Annotated in this window: 12 protein-coding genes; 6 read left to right on the top strand and 6 right to left on the bottom strand. The window is 63.4% G+C overall.

Annotated features, from left to right (window positions below):
- Positions 1-30: 30 nt before the first annotated feature.
- Positions 31-918, top strand: coding sequence for an acyl-CoA desaturase (locus AAGA68_13575; protein ID MEM9386090.1), 888 nt, complete (start codon positions 31-33; stop codon positions 916-918).
- 39 nt (positions 919-957) lie between these two features.
- Here the strand turns inward: AAGA68_13575 and AAGA68_13570 are convergent, their stop codons facing one another.
- Both AAGA68_13570 and AAGA68_13565 read right to left on the bottom strand, forming a co-directional pair.
- The gene (locus AAGA68_13570; protein MEM9386089.1) at positions 958-1329 is read right to left on the bottom strand and encodes a response regulator; all 372 of its coding nucleotides are present in this window, start codon (positions 1327-1329) and stop codon (positions 958-960) included.
- Positions 1330-1344: 15 nt separating this feature from the next.
- Positions 1345-2571 (bottom strand): hybrid sensor histidine kinase/response regulator, encoded by a 1227-nt coding sequence (locus AAGA68_13565; protein MEM9386088.1) that lies wholly within the window; start codon positions 2569-2571, stop codon positions 1345-1347.
- A gap of 98 nt (positions 2572-2669) precedes the next feature.
- Here AAGA68_13565 and AAGA68_13560 point away from each other — a divergent pair, with 98 nt between their 5' ends.
- The 3 genes from AAGA68_13560 (at position 2670) to AAGA68_13550 (ending at position 8415) form a co-directional block, all read left to right on the top strand.
- Positions 2670-4634, top strand: coding sequence for an ATP-binding protein (locus AAGA68_13560; GenBank protein ID MEM9386087.1), 1965 nt, complete (start codon positions 2670-2672; stop codon positions 4632-4634).
- 99 nt (positions 4635-4733) lie between these two features.
- On the top strand, positions 4734-5117 hold the full coding sequence (locus tag AAGA68_13555; GenBank protein MEM9386086.1) for a response regulator: 384 nt from the start codon (positions 4734-4736) through the stop codon (positions 5115-5117).
- A gap of 4 nt (positions 5118-5121) precedes the next feature.
- On the top strand, positions 5122-8415 hold the full coding sequence (locus tag AAGA68_13550; GenBank protein MEM9386085.1) for a chemotaxis protein CheB: 3294 nt from the start codon (positions 5122-5124) through the stop codon (positions 8413-8415).
- A 9-nt stretch (positions 8416-8424) separates the two neighbouring features.
- Here the strand turns inward: AAGA68_13550 and AAGA68_13545 are convergent, their stop codons facing one another.
- From AAGA68_13545 to AAGA68_13530, 4 genes are all read right to left on the bottom strand, one after another.
- Positions 8425-10233, bottom strand: coding sequence for an EAL domain-containing protein (locus AAGA68_13545; GenBank protein MEM9386084.1), 1809 nt, complete (start codon positions 10231-10233; stop codon positions 8425-8427).
- A 373-nt stretch (positions 10234-10606) separates the two neighbouring features.
- Complete coding sequence (locus AAGA68_13540) at positions 10607-11803, bottom strand: cation:proton antiporter (protein MEM9386083.1); 1197 nt, start codon at positions 11801-11803, stop codon at positions 10607-10609.
- Positions 11804-11869: 66 nt separating this feature from the next.
- On the bottom strand, positions 11870-13981 hold the full coding sequence (locus tag AAGA68_13535; protein ID MEM9386082.1) for a diguanylate cyclase: 2112 nt from the start codon (positions 13979-13981) through the stop codon (positions 11870-11872).
- A gap of 158 nt (positions 13982-14139) precedes the next feature.
- Entirely contained in the window at positions 14140-14727 is a 588-nt protein-coding gene (locus AAGA68_13530) for a hypothetical protein (GenBank protein ID MEM9386081.1), read from the bottom strand.
- A 167-nt stretch (positions 14728-14894) separates the two neighbouring features.
- Between AAGA68_13530 and AAGA68_13525 the strand changes: the two genes are divergently transcribed.
- Both AAGA68_13525 and AAGA68_13520 read left to right on the top strand, forming a co-directional pair.
- A complete protein-coding gene (locus tag AAGA68_13525; protein ID MEM9386080.1) occupies positions 14895-16685 on the top strand; it encodes an ABC transporter transmembrane domain-containing protein in 1791 nt (596 codons plus the stop codon).
- 136 nt (positions 16686-16821) lie between these two features.
- Complete coding sequence (locus AAGA68_13520; GenBank protein MEM9386079.1) at positions 16822-18789, top strand: mechanosensitive ion channel domain-containing protein; 1968 nt, start codon at positions 16822-16824, stop codon at positions 18787-18789.
- The last annotated feature ends 235 nt before the right edge of the window (positions 18790-19024 follow it).

Here is a 19024-nt window from a genome sequence, read left to right as displayed (position 1 = left end):
CACTTAAATGCACTAGGGAAAATGACGACCATGGAGATTGCACTGCAAGTCGCCTTGTTTCTGGTGGTCTCGGTGCTCCTTAGCCTGGGCAATACGCTTGGCTACCACCGGCTGCTGACACACAGGGCGTTCAAGACCCACCCAGCGATCCGCAACACGCTTACGCTGTTCTCAGCTATGCACTCGGGATCGCCGATTCTGTGGGTGGGATTGCATCGTATCCACCACGCGTTCTCGGATGATAAGGGTGATCCGCACAGCACGAATGATGGATTTTGGTTCGCTCACTCGGGGTGGCTATTTCATACGAAGAACAAATGGGCGAGCATCGCGCTGGCCCTGTCGGGCTTCGCCTTGCAATTGCGGTACCTGCTGAACGACATACAGCGTCTGCAGGGCAAGCTATCGCCCGACTGGCAGAAGATGTGCCGGCGCGATCTCATGACCGAGCCGTTCATGCGCCTGCTCGACACGCCGCTGGTGATTCCGGCCCTGTTCGCCCTGCAGGTTGCGGCCGCGTGGATGATCGCGGGTTGGTGGGGGATCGCTTGGCTATGGGCCATGCACGTGGTGCAAAACAACACGAGCTGGGTGATCAACTCGATCTGCCACTGGGATAGCTTTGGCGTCGCTGACCCTAAGTCTAAGGATCGCTCTCGCGATGTGGCCGCCCTAGGGCTAATCACCAACGGTGATTCCTTCCACAACAGTCACCACCTGTACCCGGCGAGTGCCAAGCATGCCATCCATGGCGGAGCTGACCTCTCCTGGGCAGTGGTGTGTTTGCTCGCTCGCCTCGGTTTGGCGACGGACATTAAGCTGCCGAAGAACTACCCCTATCCGCAGTGGATGGAGCCAGGGCGCCACTACCAGGTGCTGACGCCGCCGCCTGCGCCGGCGCGGGAACAGGCCGCCTAGGGCCTGAGCTTGTCTGCCGGTGGGCCCCGCGCGCTGACACTAGTGCGTGGGGGTTCCCCCACCGGGGATCATCTCTTCCACTCGCTGCAGCAGGTCCACGGCCGTAAACGGCTTGTACATAAACCCGGCACCGCTGCGGCGTACGCGCGCACGCAATTCCGGGTCCTTGTTCGCGGTGATGAAGACCACCTTTGGATTGCCGAATTCGGCGATCCGCTCAGCCACCATGAAGCCGTCTCCCGCGGGTACGCTGATGTCGAGCAGTGCCAGCTTTGGGCCGTGTTGACGCGCCAGGGTAGTGGCCTGGGCAGCGTCGAAGGCCCGATGGACCGTGTAGCCCGCGTGCTGCAAGCGTAGGGCCAGGGCCTTGTTGAGTTCTCGGCTGTCTTCGAGGATTAGGATGGTGCTCATCGTGCTCTCCTTCGATTAGGGTTTGGCCGCAGGCAGCAGGAAAAAGAAGGTAGACCCCTGTCCCAGCTGACTTCGTACTTCCAGTTCACTACCGTGCAAGCGCACGATCTCGCTGCTGATCGCAAGGCCAAGGCCAAGGCCATCGGTTAGGTTGGCAGGGTCATCGGAGGTCGCAGTGGCCTGGTACAGGCGATCGAAGATCCGCCGCTGCTGCGCGGGATCGATGCCGCAGCCAGTGTCGCTTACCGTGAACTCGACCCATCGGGCATTGTGGGGATCGCGCTTCGCGCTCACGCTCACCGTGCCTTGGGGGGAGGTGAACTTCAGGGCGTTACCGATCAGGTTCGCCAGCACCTGTCGCAGGCGCATCGGGTCGGCATCAACCTCGAACGACTCTGATTTATCCACCGCTAAGGACAGGGTTAGCTCCCGTTCGCGAGCGGCACCCTCGTGAGCCCGCACCACGTCGCGCAGAAACGGGTAGACGGCTAGGGATTCTCGCTGGACGCTAAGCTTGCCTGTCTGCATGCGGGCGGCGTCGAGCAGATCGTCGAGCAGGGCGGTGATCTGATCGCAGCCTTCGGTCGCAAGGCGCAGCAGATCCGCCTGCTCGTCGCTTACCGTGCCGGCCAAGCCATCGCCGACGAGCGACACGAACTCACGGGTGGCCGCGAGGGGCGTGCGCAGTTCGTGACAGACGTTCTGGTAGAAGCGCCGCACTTCCTCGTTGCGCAGGGTGAGGTCGCGGTTGCGCTGCGCGAGCGCCTGCGTCTTGTCGGAGAGGCTGACGCGCAACACCATTTTCTCGGACGCGTTGATGATCGAGCGGCGCAGGGCGGCTTCGGTCAGCTGGTCCTTAGCGAGGTAGTCGAGGGCGCCGGAGCGCATCGCCGAGGCGGCGACATCGACGCTGCCCTGGCCCGTCAGCATGATGAAGGCAGTGCTCGAATGGGGCCAGCGCCGGTAAAAGCGTTCGAGCAGATCGAGTCCGTTGCTCGGTGGCAGGCGGTAGTCCACCAGCGCACAGTCGAAGTGGCGCGTCTCGAGCAGCTTCAGGCCCGCCTGCGCCGTCGCCGCCTCGTGCACGTCGCACTGGAAGTCGTCTCCGCTTCGCAGACAGCGCCGGATCATTGCTCGATCCACGCGATCGTCGTCTATCACAATGACCTGCAGACGGTGCTGCACCTGCAAAGGTGCCGCCTTGGCGGTGGGCAGCGGGATTACGGTGGCGGGTTGATACATGGCGGTCCTGCGGGGCAGCCTTTACGATGAACTTAATCGGCAAACCGGGCGAGTACCTGATGGGGTCGGGTACGGGTTTGCGAACGGTGTCACAAGGGTTGAGAGACGCAGTTCCGATTTCTCCTGAGCTCGCGGCAGCCCTCGAGGAGCGAGGCGCCTCGCTGCTGGAGACCTGTCGAGAGGCGCTTTCCGTGGACGCCGCGTTGCTCGCGACGCTCGCCGATGGTGTCGAGAGGCTGACGGTGCTCTGCGGCGCAGGAGCCCCCGTGACACTGGACGATGAAGAGCGGGCTGAGATCGCTGCCGTCCTGCAGCCACCTCTAGGCGCCGCAGATCGCCTTTCGGCGGCGGCCGTGCCTGAGACGGGCAGGCCCTTGCACAGACGATCGACCAAACGTGCCTACTTGGCCTTGGCCTTGGCCTTGCCGCTGCCAGGACCTGACGGGCCCGCGGCCTTGTGTTTGCTGGCTAGGGAAACGCATGAGTTCGACGCTCGCGATCAGGGCCTGGCGCAGTCCCTAGCCGCGCACGTCGCCCAGAGCCTGGCGGACAGTGTGCAGCTACGTAGCTTGAGCGAGCAGGCGATGCTCTTTCGCCTCTCCGAAGCCGCCGCGCGCATTGGACATTGGACGCTGGATCTGAAGCAGCAGACCTTGCACTGGTCCGATGAGATCTACCGCATTCATGGCGTGACGCCGCGGGAGTACGTTCCGGAGCTGACCTCGGCGATCGGTTTCTACCATCCGCAGGACATTCCGCTGGTCACCGCGAAGCTCGACGGGGTTGTCTCCAGCGGTGAACCTGATGAGTTTCGCCTGCGCATCCTGACGCCGAGCGGAGTGCTACGCCACGTACACGCCACCTTGCGCGCGCGCGCGGACATGGCACCCCCCGTGGATGTCGTCTTCGGCACCTTTAGCGACATCAGCGATCAAGTGGCGGCCCGACGAGCGCTCGAGCTGCAGTCCGAACAACTCCAGCGAGTCTTCAACACGGTCCCCGTGCGCCTTTGGATCAAGGATGCGCACAACCGCATACTGGCGCTCAACCCTGCTGCGGAGGAATTCTGCGGCGTCACCGTGGATCAAGCTGAAGGCATGCTCGTCAGCGAGCTGTTTCCCGACTCGGCGGCCTCTCACCACGCGGCCGACCTTGCTGCGCTGCGCGACGGTCCTCGCCTCGGGCGTATCGAGCGCTACCGCAAGGCGGACGGTAGCAGCGGTTGGGTGAGGACCGATCGCGTGCCTTACTCGGATCCGCACAGCGGTGAACCGCGCATCCTGCTGTCCTCAATCGACGTCACTCTCGAGAAACGCTACGAGGATGAGCTGCAGGCACGTACGGAAGAGCTGCGCCGGTTGAATCAGGAATTGGAAGAGTTCGTCTACGCCGCGTCCCACGATCTGCGTTCGCCGCTTCGCGCTATCGCCCATCTCTCCGCTTGGTTGGAGGAGGATCTAGGGCCGGAGCTAAAACCGGAGTCGCGGGAGCATTTGAACTTGATGCGTTCGCGCGTGCGACGGCTCGATCAGCTCCTGACGGATCTGTTGGCCTACTCGCGCGCAGGACGGTCCCGGGCGCGGCTCGGCGACGTTCACCTGCGTGAGCTCGTGCAAAGCACTTTCGATTTGCTCGGGTTGCAGGACCGTTTCACCCTTGAGACCTCGGGGCTCGACCTGCGTTTGCGTACCGCGGTCACGCCACTCGAACAGGCCCTGCGCAATCTCATGGACAATGCGGCTAAGCACCACGATCGGGACAGGGGGGTGATCGGTGTGAGCGTCACCCGTCGGGTGGGGTTGCTCGAGTTTGCCGTCGCGGACGATGGACCGGGAATCCCGCAGGAGCACCATGAGCGCATCTTCCGCGCGTTCCAGACCCTCAGGTCCCGCGATGAGGTGGAATCCAGCGGGATGGGTTTGGCTATCTTGAAGAAGCTAGTGGAGTACGCTGGCGGCGCAATATCCCTAGACTCCAACCCCGCAGCGGGCGCTCGCGGCGCCACATTTCGCTTCACCTGGCCCCTTCACTGGCCCCAGGAAGGGGTGACCAACGAGCCGTAGGGCGGCCTGACCCCGGGTAGACACCTTAGGGCTTGGATGTTGCATAAGGTCGCGTAAGCGGGCGAGAATCAAGCGCTTATGCAGCCTTGAGGCAAGAGTGTGCATGTCTGGCTCGTGGATGACTCTGAGGCAGACCTGTATTTGATGCGCAGGTCGGTGAGCCGTGCTTGCCCGGCGGCGCGGATTACCACCTTTCGCTGCGTCGCTGATGCGATCTCCCGCTGGCGCCAGCAGTCGCCCGACTGCTTGTTTCTTGACCTCAACCTCGGCGTCGGATCGGGTCTGGACTTGGTTGATGTGATCGACGGTGCGCCAGACCGCGCGCCCGCGATCAACGTGGTGGTGTCCGGGGTGGCACTTCCCGCCGAGAGCCGCGAGCGGTTGCGAACAGCGTGCGTAAGGTGGCAGGTGTGCAAAAAGCCAATGCGCGAGCAACACGTGGCGGACGTCTTGGCGCAGGCGGGCTTTATTTCTCCGAGGTAGTGGAATGGGCGATGAAGAGACGGAACTGGAGACAGACGTGACGGCGCAGGCGAGCGAGCAGCCGGTCGCCCTTGGCACGAAAGAGCCGCCTACCCATGTGGTGGGAATAGGTGCCTCCGCCGGTGGCCTAAACGCCCTAGAGCGGTTGTTCAGCTGCCTGGGTGATAACACCGGCATGGCCTTTGTCGTGATCCAGCACCTGTCTGCCGACTTCACTAGCATGATGCCGCAGATTCTCTCACGCTTGACCCAAATGCCGATCAAATCGGTTAGTGATTCCGTGGAAATTGAGCGTGACACGGTGTACCTGTTGGTGCCCGGCAAGGAGATGATCGTGACCAACCGCCGTCTTCTGGCGACGGATCGTACGGCCGGTTTGAATCTCTCTATCGATGTGTTTTTTCGATCCCTAGCCGAAGACTTAGGTGCCCGTGCGGTGGCGGTCGTGCTGTCCGGGACCGGTAGCGACGGGGCTGCAGGCTTGCTGGAAGTGCACCGAGCGGGAGGCCTGACGATTGCACAAACCTTGCGGTCGGCGGAGTTCGACGGGATGCCGAAGAGCGCCGTCGCGACGGGTAAGGTCGACATGGTGCTGGATCCGGAGCATATCCCCGCCGCGCTCACAGGCCATGCCAAGCGCCTGAAGCTCAAGATTGCCGCTAGCGACTTGCCGGAGATTCAGCCGAGCGTGTTCGACACAGTGTTCGAGCAGCTGCAGATGCGCTTCGCCGTGAACTTCGCGCACTACAAGCCGAACACGATCATCAGACGCGTGGAGCGCCGAATGGCCTTGCGCCAGTCGAGCTCGCTCACCGAGTACGCTCGACTGCTCGCCTCGGACCCGGATGAGCTTGAGACCCTGTATCACGACCTACTCATCGGCGTGACCCGGTTTTTTCGGGATGCGGAGACCTGGAACTTCATCCAGCGCGACATCCTGCCCAACATCGTTAGCGGCGGGCAGCGCGAGGTGCGCGTGTGGAGTGCAGGTTGCGCTACCGGCGAGGAGGCCTACACACTCGCCATCTTGCTGCATGAGGCGTGCGCCAAGCTCGATTCGCCGCCGGACGTGAAGATCTTCGCTACGGACGTGCATCAGCGCAGCCTCGATAGGGCGAGCTTCGGCGTGTACCCCGAGCGTACCCTGGAGGGACTTAGCCAAGAGCGTATCGACACCTGTTTCACTCGCCAGGCCGATGACTTCGTCATTGCACCGCATCTGCGCCGCATGGTGGTGTTCGCCCGCCAGGACGTCACCATCGATCCGCCTTTTACCAAGCTGGATTTGGTGGTCTGTCGCAACCTGCTCATCTACCTCACGGTGGAAGCGCAGCGCAAGGCCCTCAGCTTGTTCCACTTCGCTCTGAAACGTGATGGGGTGATGCTGCTCGGCAGTAGCGAGGGCCTGGCGGAACTGGCTGATGATTTCAACGTTATCGATGCGAGGCGCAACGTTTTCCGCAAGGGCAGTGACCGCCATCTAGTGAGTCGCTTCCGCCTGCCGTCGGCACAGCCGATGCTGCGTGAGACCAACGCAGCCAGCACGGGGTTACCGACGCCGAGCCGCACCACCGGTGGTCGACCGGTGAACCTAGTGCGTGCCTACGATGCTCTGATGGACGCCTACGTCCCGCCGGGACTGTTGGTTACCGTGTCCGGCGAGGTGGCTCACACCTTTGGTGAAGCGTCGCGTTTCATGCAGCCGCCAAGCGGGGCAGTCACGCTCTACGCTTCCGAGCTGGTGCTGCCCGAGTTGCGCCTACCCGTTATCTCCGCACTGGCCCGTATGCAGAAAACAGATGAGCTCGTGCGCTACGCGGGTATCCGTGTAGACATCCCCGCAGAGGGTGCACAGGTGGTGCGTCTTACCGTGCGACCGATGAAGCAGGTGCGAGCGTCGGAGTACGCGCTGATCACCTTCGAGCAACCGGACGCGGCCGGCAACGCCGCTGGCGCTGCCGAGGAAGAGGTGGCGGAAGAGATGCTCCTCACGCCCTCTTCCTTGCAAGACGAACTGCAGAATACACGCGAGCAGCTGCAGGCGACAGTCGAGGAGCTGGAGACGAGCAACGAGGAGCTTCAGGCGACCAACGAAGAGCTGATCGCCTCCAACGAGGAGCTGCAGAGCACGAACGAGGAGCTGCATTCGGTAAACGAGGAACTCAGCACCCTCAATCAGGAACACGAAGGAAAAATCATCGAGCTGGAGCGGGTGACCGAGGAGTCGGACAACCTCCTGCGTAGTATCGATATCTCCTCCGTGTTTGTGGACTCGAAGCTGCGGATCCGCAAGTTCTCGCCCCACGCGGCGGATCAGTTCGGCCTGATGAAGCACGACATCAATCGGCAGATTACGCACTTCCGTTCGCTCCTCGCCGACGAGCAGGTCCTGAGAGACCTGGCCGCCGTGAGCGCCACGGGTGAGCGTGTGGAGCGAGAGCTACGCGACGCTACAGGGCGGTACTTCCTTATGCGCGTCTCTCCCTACGTGAAGACCAACGGGGAGCAAGACGGTGCGGTGCTTAGCTTCGTCGACGTGGAACGTATCAAACGCGGCAGTCAGCGCTTGAGCCGCGCCTTTACCGAGCTGCAGGTATTCACCTATGCGGTCTCCCACGATTTGGTGGGGCCGTCGAAGCGAGCTAACGAGTTTATGCGAATCGCTCGTGAGCGCGCCGACGAGGTAGGGTTGGATGAGGAGATTCTCCAACACATCAACCGGGCCGACGAGCAAGTCGACCTGGTCGTGAGTCAGGTGCAGGACCTGCTCACCCTTTCCCGCGTAGAGACAGAAGGCGAGGCGTTGGCGCCCGTCAGCCTATCGGAATCGGCGCGCGCCGCGCTGACGGATCTCGAGGAGCAGGTGCAGCGGACCGGGGCTAGGGTGCTGATTACGGAGATGCCATCAGTGCTAGCCGATGCCAAGCAGTTGCGAGTGGTGCTGTTTCACCTGCTGCTTAACGCTCTCGAGCACGGCGGTGGCGATGAGTTGCGCATTGAGGTGAGCGCAGCGGAGATCAACGGCCGGGTGGTCGCCGAGGTCATGGACAACGGCGTGGGCATCGACGAGGCTTTGCGCCTGCGGGTCTTCGAGATGTTCTTCCGCGGCAGGGTACAGGCCAGGGCCCCGGGTGACGTCGATGGCACCTCGAGCGCCGGACGTGGCGTGGGGCTTGCCATCGTCAAGCGCGTGATCCACCGCCACGGTGGCGACGTGTGGGTGGAGTCGGACCCCGGCAGTTACACGCGCTTCAAGTTCGCACTCAAGCCAGCGCCCATCCTGCCACCTGGCGCTTAGACACCGGTCCTACGCCGCGATGGCGGGATGGGTGCGCGGGATGGAGAAGTAGAAGCCCTGAAAGACGTCACAGCCGGCGTTCACCATCACCTTGAGCTGTTCCGGGCTTTCGACACCCTCTGCCACGACCTCCAGTCCTAACTCACGCGCGAGGGAGACGATCGCGGTGGCGATCCGACGGTCCTCCGCTGATTCTTCAATCGCTGCCGTAAAGCTCCGGTCCACCTTCAAGCGTGTAATGGGCAGACTGCGCAGGCGCGTAAAGGAAGAGTAACCGGTGCCGAAGTCGTCGAGGGCGATGGAGACGCCGAGCTCGGTGAGGGCGGCCAGCGTGCGTTCGAGCTGATGTTCGCTCAGTTCCATTGCAGATTCGGTGATTTCGAGCTCCAAGGCAGCGGCGGGGTGCCCAGTCTCTTCGAGGATTGTGCGAACTGATTCCGCGTAGCCGGCGCTGGCAAGTTCCCGAGGCGACACGTTCACCGCCATGCGCAGGTAGCGCCCGTGCTGGTCTGCCAGCAGCTTGTTGCGTAGGCATGATTCACGCAGCACCCAGGATCCCAGCTCACGAATGAAGCCTGACTGCTCGGCGATGGGGATGAAGTGGGCGGGCGAGACAATGCCGTTGGTTGGGTGATGCCAGCGCACCAGGGCTTCGTGAGCGACTACTTCCCCGTCCGCGTTCACTTGCGGTTGGAAGCGGAGGCGGAACTCGTTTCGTTCAAGCGCAACGTGCAGGTCGCGCTCAAGATCGCTCAAGTGGTCAGTGTGTTCCTGCGGATCGTGTAAATGGATCTGATTGCCACCACGCTTTTTGGCTGCGTACATGGCTTGGTCGGCGCGCTTCATGAGATCGCGGTAGGAGCGCATGCTGCCGTTGAACATGCAGACCCCGATGCTCGCGGCCGGGCGCACTCGATGACCCTCCAGGGAGACGGGTTCGTTGATTTGGGCAAGGATCTTGCGCGCCACGTTCTCGGCGTTTTCGCTGTTGACCACATCCGTGAGAATCACGGTGAACTCATCGCCACCCATTCGCGCCACCGTGTCGTTGCTGCGCACCGTGCGTTTGAGGCAGCCGGACACGTGCTGGAGCAGGCTGTCGCCCACGTCGTGCCCAAGGGAGTCGTTGATCACCTTGAAGCGATCGACGTCCATGAATAGCAGGGCGCTTACCGTGTGGTGGCGAGCAGCGTCCTGCATGGCGAGGTTCAGGCGGTCCACGAACAAGGAGCGGTTGGGCAGGCCCGTGAGCGTGTCGTGGTTGGCGAGGACAGCAAGCTCATCGTGTGCGTGACGTAGTCGTGACTCAGCTTGCTTCAGGGCGGAGATGTCGATGATGGCCGAGTGGATGGCACCCTGCCCGACCTCACCAAGGGCGATAGGCACGGAGCGCAGTAGCACGGGTACGCTCGTGTTCTCGCCGGCGCGTAGGCGCAGCTCAACCTCACACTCACCGTTGCGATCGACCTGTTCGAGGTGGCGGGCGAGGGCGCCGCGATACTCGGTGTCAGCGAGGCGTACGGTCGCCATGCCCATGATCTGATGCGAGTGCAGGCCAAGCATAGCGATGGCCCGTTGGTTCGCGTTGACGATGATGCCGCTAGCATTGGTGGTGATGTAGGCCACCGGCGAAGCATCCAATAGGTAGCTGTACTGCTCCGTGAGGGCGATCAGCTCATCGCGGGCACGGCAGACCTCGGCGTAGTCGGCGCGCAGGTCGGGAGGCGGCGTCGCTGAGCCGGCATGGGTGAGAAGGGAGACGTGGGTCTCCGGGGTCACAGGGTAGTTCGCGATGGCATCGACTTCGGAAGCTGACATTCTTCTGTTCTTACCTGGCTGCACGCATACGCTCGTGGAAACGTCGTCCCTGTTGGCATTTGGTCTCTGTTTCCCTCAGACCACACGAGGCCAGATGTTATGTAGGGCTTGAGGCCAGATGGCGTGAAGCGGATCACAATTCCCGCGAGGTGATACAAGCGTTTGCCAGTTCATAAAATATGCCGCCGCCCCTAGGGTCAGTTGCCCTCGTAGGACCCGCCGGTCGTTCGCCGTTGGGGAGAGAAGAGCTTCCACGCGAGCACGAGGCGTTTGGTCGATGTCGCAACGTTCTCAGCGATCGCGCGCAACAGCACCAAGCGCTACAGCGGGACCCGTAAGGTTGGCACCCGCGAACCCCGGCGGTGTGTGCTGCCTACGCCGTGCCGTGTCCGTAAGCCCGTGCTGCCGGCCCCGCACTGATCCCGTGAGCAAAGATGCTCAGGGCGACAGTACTGATCACGGTTGCGTAGATGATCGGTGCCCCCGGCAGGGCCATTTCCTCGAGAATCAGTAGTACAAAGAGGACCGAGGCCAACCCTCGAGGACCGAACCACCCCAAGAACAAGACGGTGAGGGGTGAAAGGCGTGCGCCTAGCGTGGCGATTGCGACGGGTAAGATCCGCGCCGCCGTGAGCGCGACGACGGCCATGAGCAACACACCCGCGCTGAGCGCGCCTGCCGCTTCGGCAAGCATCGTGCTGCCGAAGGCACCAAACGTCAGTAGGGTGAGGATCTGTCCCTCACCCTCTGCAAACTCGTAGAGGAAGCGACAGCGAAAGTGGAGGAAGTTGCCGAAGCAGATCCCGGCGACGAAGGCGGCGATGAAGCCGTTGCCGCCGATCACTTCGGCAAGCGCGAAAGCACCGAAGGCGAGGCCGAGGGCGATCATGCCCTCCGCGGTCTCGCTCATCCAACGGTGGCGGTGCGATGCAGAGACCAGCCATCCGCCCGCCGCACCCACGAGCACTCCCGCGAGGGGGCCTAGGGCGATCTGCTTCGCCGTGAATAGGGCGAAGCTGGCGTGCGCTTGTTCGGCGGGCGTCGAGTGGCCGTGCATCGCGCTCGCGAGGCCTGCGAAGATCAACACCAGCGGGAGTGCGACGCCGTCGTTCAGGCCACTCTCCACGCTCAAGGCTTGGCGCACGCGCTCGTCGCTGACCACCGCCTGCCCCAGCGCCGCATCCGTGGGCGCCAGGATCGCTGCCAGCAGCGCCGCCTCAAGCCATTGCAAGGGCAAGATGAGGTGGGCGGCGACGGTGCCAAACAAAATCGTAAGCGGCATGCCGATCAGAAGCAAGCGAAGGGGGAGCGTGAGTGACTTGCGCAACTCACGAAGACTGATCGATGCTGCGTCGGAGAACAGCACGAGGATGAGGGTCACTTCTGCGAGCAGGTGAATCGCCCCGTGGGTGACAGGCATATCGATCAAGGCAAGCGCCGTGGGGCCGATGGCGAAGCCGAGCACGGTGAAGAGCATCGGCCCTGTCACGCTGGTGCCTTCAATGCGGCGAGAGATCAGGCCGACGGCCGCCAGCGAGAGCATGACGACCAGCAGGGCAGTGTGACTCAAGGTGGTGGCAGGGGAGTGCTCGTGCCGGGACTGCGGACGTCAGGGTTGGCGAGGACCGCCCCCCATCTACAACGTTAGCATAGTGCCATTCACGGTGCGCAAGGCCTCTTCCAGCGGAAGCGGTGCGCCGAACACATCGCCCTCGGCGAGGTCGACCGACAACTCCTTGAGCGTCTCGATGGTCGACGAATCGTCGACCGCCGAGGCGATCGAGAACATACCGAGCGTACGTCCCATCTCGGTGAGCGCCCGGATGCTCGAGCGGTAGAGCGTGTCACTGGAGAGGGCCTGGATGAATCGGTCGTCGATGTGCAGAAAATCCACCGGTAGCTGGCGCAGGTGAGCGGGCTCGCTGATGGCGTCCACGATCTTGCTCAGCGCGAAGCGACACCCGCGCCCGCCGAGGGAATCGACGAAACGCAGTGCTCCCTCGAGGTCTATGCGCGCGACGTGCTCGGGGATCTCAAAGCATATCTGGCTAGGTCTTAGCGCCGATTCACTGAGCAGGGCGTGGGCCGTATGCAGCAGTATCTGGTCGTCCAACTCCGAGACCGTGACGTGCAGCGTAAGCAGGCTGATTTCGGCGCGTTGGCTCGAGGGTTGGCGCAGGATGCGACGCAGCTCCTCCAGCTGCCAGCGCTCCGGCACGACGCCGTCGCCACTGGGCGGGTACACGCCATCTAGCGCGGGGGTGCATGGGCGAACGCTCAGGTGCCCACCTTCAACGGCATTGTGCAGAGGCCGAAGCAGTCGCGCGCTGAGCGCCACCTCGGGTGTGGATGCCCGCGCTACCCCGCCAGCGCTAATGCTCGGCGTACCAGCACTCGAGTGAACACGAACCTGATTGCGGCCAGCGCGCTTCGCTGCGTAGCAGGCCTCATCCGCATGGCGAAGGGTGGTGGCGACGTCCACTGCCGCCTGGCCCGCGATCGGAACCAGGCCGATGCTCGCACCGACCGAGAACACCTGTGAGCCCACACGGAAGCGAAAGTCGTACACACTCCGGCGCAGGCGCTCGCTCAAGCGGAGCGCCTGCTGTTGGGTGCAGCGTTCCAGGAGCACGCCGAACTCATCGCCACCGAGGCGGGCGACCGTATCGCCCCGGCGCAGTTCACCTTGCAGTCGAATACTGAGTTGCCGCAGCAAGGTATCGCCGGCCGCATGCCCAGCGCCGTCATTGACCTGCTTAAAGCGATCCAGATCGAGGTAAAGGAGCGCGTGTTCCACATCGCTCGCTTGGGCGGAGGCGATCGCATCGCGGATCCGGCTCTCGAACTCGTAGCGGTTGAACAAGCCGGTCAGCGCATCGTGCCGCGCCTGGAAGCTGATGCGTTGCTGGAGCTGGCGTTGCGCGGTGACATCTCGGAACACAAGGACGGCTCCAGCGACACGCCCTGCCGCATCGCACATCGGCGTCACCGTCTCTTCTACGACCAGACGGCCACCGCGATGGTTGGCGAGCACAACCGCCGCGCTACGAGACGCCGAGCTATCAGCGCTCGCGCCTTGCGCTATGGCCGCAGGGACGATGTCCGTGCCGAGGGATTTGGCGCGTTCTAGGCGGCGGTAGACTTCAGTCAGAGGGCGATTGACCGCGTTCGCCAAGCTGATCCCCAGTAGGCGTTGGCCCGCTGGGTTTAGGTAGCGCACCTGATCCTCCGCATCGGTGGAGAGAACACCCTCGCCAATACTGTTTAAGGTGGTCGTGAGCTGTTCGTTGACCCCTTGCAATTCGCGCCGTGCGCGGTGCGTGGCGGTAACGTCGAAGATGACGGCGACGGTGAGCATTCGGCCTTTGGTGTCCGGCGCGCGGCGCGCGCTTAGTTCGCCGTCGAAGGTGCCACCAGCCCGACTGATGAATCGGTATCGCACATCATCTACGCGACGGCGTTTAAGGAAGCGAGGCCTTACGTGCTCGTCCGCCTTGCGCCGCGAGCTAGAGGTCATGAACTCGCCGATAGATCGGCCAACTGCCTCTTCGCGCCGACACCCGAAGACCTCGAGCCAGTGCTCGGTCACGCTCAACAGCGTGCCGCTGTCATCGAGCAGCGCCATGATGACCGGCGCGTGGTGATAGAGGTGTTGATAGAGCGCGGAGGAGAGGGTCGTCGATCCGCGGGGGGCGGTTGCTGGCGAGCGATCGCCATCGTCGCGGTTCCGGGCAGGCGGTTGCGACACGACCAGGTCCTCCAGCAGAAGGGCGAATGGCCTTTCAGGGGATGCCGTTAGTACGGACTCGCCTAAACTGTAGGCTTGGGCGCGGCAATTCTCCAGCGCCCGGGGGCCTTGCGGCCACGCTGGGCGGCAATTCTCTTGAGCGCCGCGCCGGCGCCTCCTTAGGCGCCCGGGTCCGGGCGCGCTTTGGGCCGATCCGAGCGTGCCGACTGCTCAGAAGCCAGCACCAGGATGCCCGACTCGTAGCGTTCGTAGCTAACGGGCAGGCCTGGCAAGGCGTCGGCGAAGGTAAGCACCAGTCTTACGCCGTCCTGGTCGAACTGATACCGCCAAGCGGACAGTTCGCCGAACGCAGTGTTCGCGGTGATCCTCGAACGCTTCGTCTGCGCCGCCGGGAAGCACGCATGGTCGCGAAGCTCCTCCCAGCTAGCATTGACCGTGCCACTGGGCATCGCGTTGCGGAACGCTTCCTCTAAAGTGGTTTCGCGCATGGATACGGTCTGCGCGCTGGACTGCTCCACCGCCATCTGTCGGGTGAACTTGCCCGCGATGGGTGAGTCCACCTGCATCACAACCTTCAGGCCTACGGGCATCGCGCGGCGCAGCTGAGCGGCAGAGAAGGGCGGCTCTAGGTACTCGATGTTGGCATCACGCGTATCGCAGGGATCCGCGGCGCCCAGGGTCGGTGCCAAGGATGTGGCGGCGATCAGCGCCACGGCAACTGCTTTTCTAGGGCTGGCGGTGTTCAATCGGAATTGCCTCCTGCAACGAACGTAAGCGCTCCCGGGGCGATGGGCGCGCGTCCCTCTTCGCGGGAGAATATTGCCGTGATCGACCCGATCAAGTGAAGCCGCGCCGTGCCGCCTGTGTCACCGTGCAGTCGGGCGCGCTGGATCGACCGCCCGAGGATTGCTTGATGTCCGAGACCACCGATAGTGCATCGCAGCCGCGTCCGCTCGGCGCCCTGCGCTCGCTCGTGCCCTTCGTTGTGCCCTATCGCCTCACGCTGTTGGCGGCATTTGCCGCGCTCATCGCAGCATCGACGGCCTTACTATCTCTGCCGCGCGCTGTACGCCACCTGGTGGATTCGGGGTTCGCGCAGGCGACCAGTAGCAGCATCAACGGGTTGTTTCTCAGTGCGTTCGCGGTCGCGGCTGCCTACGGGGTCTTCGCCGCGCTGCGCTACTACCTGGTGATCCGCCTCGGCGAGCGAGTCGTGGCCGATGTGCGCAAAGCCGTTTTCGACAAGGTAATCCGCCTCGACCCCGTGTTCTTCGAGAGCACCCGCGTCGGCGAAGTGCAGTCGCGTTTGACAAGCGATACCACTCTGATCGAGTCCGTGTCGGGAGCGGGCATCTCGATCGTTCTTCGCTCGACGCTGAACCTGGCAGCGGGGCTTACGCTGCTGGCCCTGACCAGCTTGCGCTTAGCGGGGCTGACACTGCTCCTGTTCCCGGCGGTGCTTGTGCCCCTGATAGTGCTTGGGCGCCGCTTGCGCTCGCGCTCGCGAGAGAGCCAAGATCGGGTGGCGGATACGAGCGCGCTCGCAGGCGAGTCGTTGAACGCCATTCAGACCGTGCAGGCCTTCACCCTCGAGTCGCTTCTGGGTGGCCGCTACGGTGAGGCGGTCGAGGCGGGCTACGCAGCGGCACTCGGGCGAATCCGCGTGCGTGCCCTGTTGATGATGTCAGTGGTGCTGGTGGTCTTCGGCGCGATTATCGCGGTTCTCTGGATCGGCGCGCGCGACGTACTGGATGGCACCATGAGCGCCGGCGAGCTAGGCCAGTTTCTGCTGTACGCGATGATCGTCGCAGGCTCGGCCGCAGCGCTCTCGGAGACTTGGGGGGAAGTACAGCGTGCCGCGGGCGCCATGGAGCGACTCAGTGAGCTGCTCGCCGCTGAACCCCGCGTCGTGGCGCCACCTAATGGTTCTGTAACCTTGCCGCGAGAACCTCAGGGGCGCCTGCGCTTCGATACGGTCAGTTTCAGCTACCCTTCCCGGCCGCAAGCCCGTGCCTTGAACGAGTTTTCCCTCGAGGTCGAGGCCGGGGAGCACGTCGCCTTCGTCGGCGAGTCTGGCGCCGGTAAGAGCACGACCTTTCAGCTGCTACTGCGCTTTTATGATCCAACTTCCGGTCGCGTGCTGGTAGACGGTACGGACATCGTAAAGGTAGATCCCCTAGCGGTGCGCGAGCGCTTCGGCCTGGTGCCGCAGGACACGGTGGTCTTCGGCACCAGTGCTCTGGAGAACATCCGCCTTGGCCGCCCTCAGGCGAGCGACGCAGAGGTGCGCGCGGCAGCGGAGGCCGCCGCTGCCGATAGTTTCATCCGTGAGTTGCCGGAGGCTTATGGGACGTATCTGGGCGAGCGCGGCACTCGCCTGTCCGGCGGTCAACGCCAGCGGATCGCCATCGCTCGGGCCCTGCTGCGCGACCCGCCCATCCTCCTGCTGGACGAGGCAACGAGCGCCCTGGACGCGCACAGTGAGCGGCAGGTGCAGGATGCGTTCGCACGGTTGATGGCCGAGCGCACGACGCTGGTGATCGCCCATCGCCTGGCCACCGTTTTGCGCTGCGACCGAATCGTTTTCATGGCGCAGGGGAACATCGTAGATATCGGCACCCACGCCCAACTAGTAGCGCGCAACGAGGGTTACGCCCGCCTTGCCGCCCTGCAGTTCGCCGACGGCCACGCCGCCACGGCCTGAGGGCGTTCGCCTGCACGGTTATCGCGCAGCAGTAGGACCCCGGTTATACTCACCGCCGCAAAAAAGATGCCGCGGCGGAACGCCCGTCGTTCGGTCACCAACGTCCTCAGAGAACACCAACCGGGTAACGCTTGCCATGCCTCACCCTTCCGCCGGATTGCGTCTCCACAGCGGCGACGCTGACTTACATCTTCTTCCGTCACTGATCGATCACGTCAACGCGAGCTTCGTCTCGCTCGCTCTAGTGACTCTCGTCACGGTGCTCGCCTTGCCCGCCGTCGCGCAGGAGCCGGCGCCGGAGGAGCCGGCGCCGGATTACTCAGAGCTCACGGTTCCGCTGCCTGGCGAAGGCGAGTCGGTGCGGGACTTCCGCGTGGTGGTCGGTGGCGTCGATGCGACAGGCTTCGCCAGCCAGTCCCGCGCGGAGCTCGAAGTGGCGGTGGCCCCGATGCCTCTAGATGAGATCGACGCTCGCGCCGATGCGGCGATGGAGTACCTAACGACGGTCTCGACTGCTTTGGGCAGCGTGCTGGTCCGCTACCAACGCGAGCAGGCACGGGATCTAAACGCGCCGAGCCTGAACGAGCTGCGGGAGCGGGCGGAGTTGATCGCGGCGTTCAAGAAGGATCTGATCGCGCGCACCAACATTCTCCTCGAGGCCGCCGAGCTCAAGGGGGCAGACAAGACTCAAGCCCACAAGTACGTCGATGTCGTGGCCGCTTTTCGCGTGCCGGATCCCATCGAGAGCAGTGAGCCCACCGCGGATCAGCTGGCGCGCGATGCGGTACGTCGGGTGCGCGAAGAGCCCCCGGTACACGACCGGGCGGAGCCTTGGACCGCCTCCGTGGAAGAGCTGAAGCTCGAGCTGCAACCGCTGCAACGGGAGCAGATCGAAGAGCGCGTCAGCAAATGGCTCAACATCTTGCAGCGTGAAGTGCGCGAGCGCATCCGCATGGACCTCGCCCTCAAGAAGACCGAAGACCAGTCGCAGCGGGAGTCGCTTGCCACCATGGTGAACAATCAGCAGGAGGTGATCTCCGCGACCGTCGAGCGCCTGCAGGCCGTGCTGGCCGTGCTGGCCAAGCGCGGCGGCGACGTGACCGAAGCGCAGCGTTACATCACCAACGCCACGGGCCAGCGCGTTGACTTCACCAATCCGTCCGTCTTTTATGCCCAGGCCAAGGCTTGGCTCCTAAGTCCCGGGGGCGGCCTCAAGCTCGGCGTGAACGTGCTTAAGTTCTTGGGCATTCTAGTCGTGTTCTGGTTTATCTCTGGCATCGTAGGGGCGGTGATTGCAGCTGCCTTGAGCCGCCTGCCGCGAGCGTCGAACCTGCTGCACAAGTTCTTGGTCGGCGGCAGCCGCCGGGTGGTGATGGCGATCGGCGTACTGATGGCCATCTCTGCGGTGGGCATTAGTATCACCCCCTTGGCCGCGGCCATCGGTGCCGCCGGCTTGGTGATCGGCCTTGCCCTGCAGGGCACGCTCAGCAACTTTGCCAGCGGCATCTTGATCCTCATCTACCGTCCCTTCGACGTGGGGGACGTGATCAATGCGGGCGGTGTGTTCGGCAAGGTGGACGCGATGACTCTCGTGTCCACGCGCATTCTCACCTTCGACAACCAGGTCAACGTGGTGCCGAACAACTCCATTTGGAACGGGGTTATTACGAATGCCACGGCGCTGGATACGCGCCGCGTCGACATGACCTTTGGTATTGGATACGGCGATGATATGGATCATGCGCAAGGCATCATCGAGGAGGTGGTCACCGAGCACCCAATGGTGCTGAAGGACCCGGCGCCGACCATCAAGATGAGTGAGCTCGCCGACAGCTCGGTAAACTTCATCGTCCGACCGTGGGCGAAGACTAGTCAATACTGGGATGTCTATTGGGATGTGACCAAGCGGGTGAAGGAGCGTTTCGATGCGGAGGGCATCAACATCCCGTTCCCACAGCGCGATCTCCACCTGGCCGGCCCCATCGAAGTGGTGATGGGGGGAGCGAGCAGCAAGAAGGCGGAGCCGCCACCGCCGCCGGCACCCAGTGGGCCTATTCACGACGATAGCTCACCGTCCACGTCGGAGCCCGGGCCCGCAGACTAGTGTCCTGAGTTGGAAGTTCGTTGATGAATTCGCGGCACCTTTTCGCCCCTGAACACGTTGCTCCTCCTCCCGAGGGACCTGCCACGCTCGTCCTCGCGCCGCGCTCAGGGACAAAAACTCGCCGCGAATTCATCAACGAACTTCCAACTCAGGACACTAGTCTGCGGGCCCGGGCTCCGACGTGGACGGTGAGCTATCGTCGTGAATAGGCCCACTGGGTGCCGGCGGCGGTGGC

The sequence above is a fragment of the Pseudomonadota bacterium genome (assembly GCA_039193195.1).
Classification (GTDB): domain Bacteria; phylum Pseudomonadota; class Gammaproteobacteria; order Steroidobacterales; family JBCBZW01; genus JBCBZW01.
The sequence above is the reverse complement of the archived record's forward strand: the minus strand, read 5'-3'. Positions and strand labels throughout refer to the sequence as shown.

Coding starts and splice junctions, on each gene's coding strand:
- AAGA68_13575 (MEM9386090.1), top strand. CDS start 31: ATGGAGATTGCACTGCAAGTCGCCTTGTTTCTGGTGGTCTCGGTGCTC.
- AAGA68_13570 (MEM9386089.1), bottom strand. CDS start 1,329: ATGAGCACCATCCTAATCCTCGAAGACAGCCGAGAACTCAACAAGGCC.
- AAGA68_13565 (MEM9386088.1), bottom strand. CDS start 2,571: ATGTATCAACCCGCCACCGTAATCCCGCTGCCCACCGCCAAGGCGGCA.
- AAGA68_13550 (MEM9386085.1), top strand. CDS start 5,122: ATGGGCGATGAAGAGACGGAACTGGAGACAGACGTGACGGCGCAGGCG.
- AAGA68_13545 (MEM9386084.1), bottom strand. CDS start 10,233: ATGTCAGCTTCCGAAGTCGATGCCATCGCGAACTACCCTGTGACCCCG.
- AAGA68_13525 (MEM9386080.1), top strand. CDS start 14,895: ATGTCCGAGACCACCGATAGTGCATCGCAGCCGCGTCCGCTCGGCGCC.
- AAGA68_13520 (MEM9386079.1), top strand. CDS start 16,822: ATGCCTCACCCTTCCGCCGGATTGCGTCTCCACAGCGGCGACGCTGAC.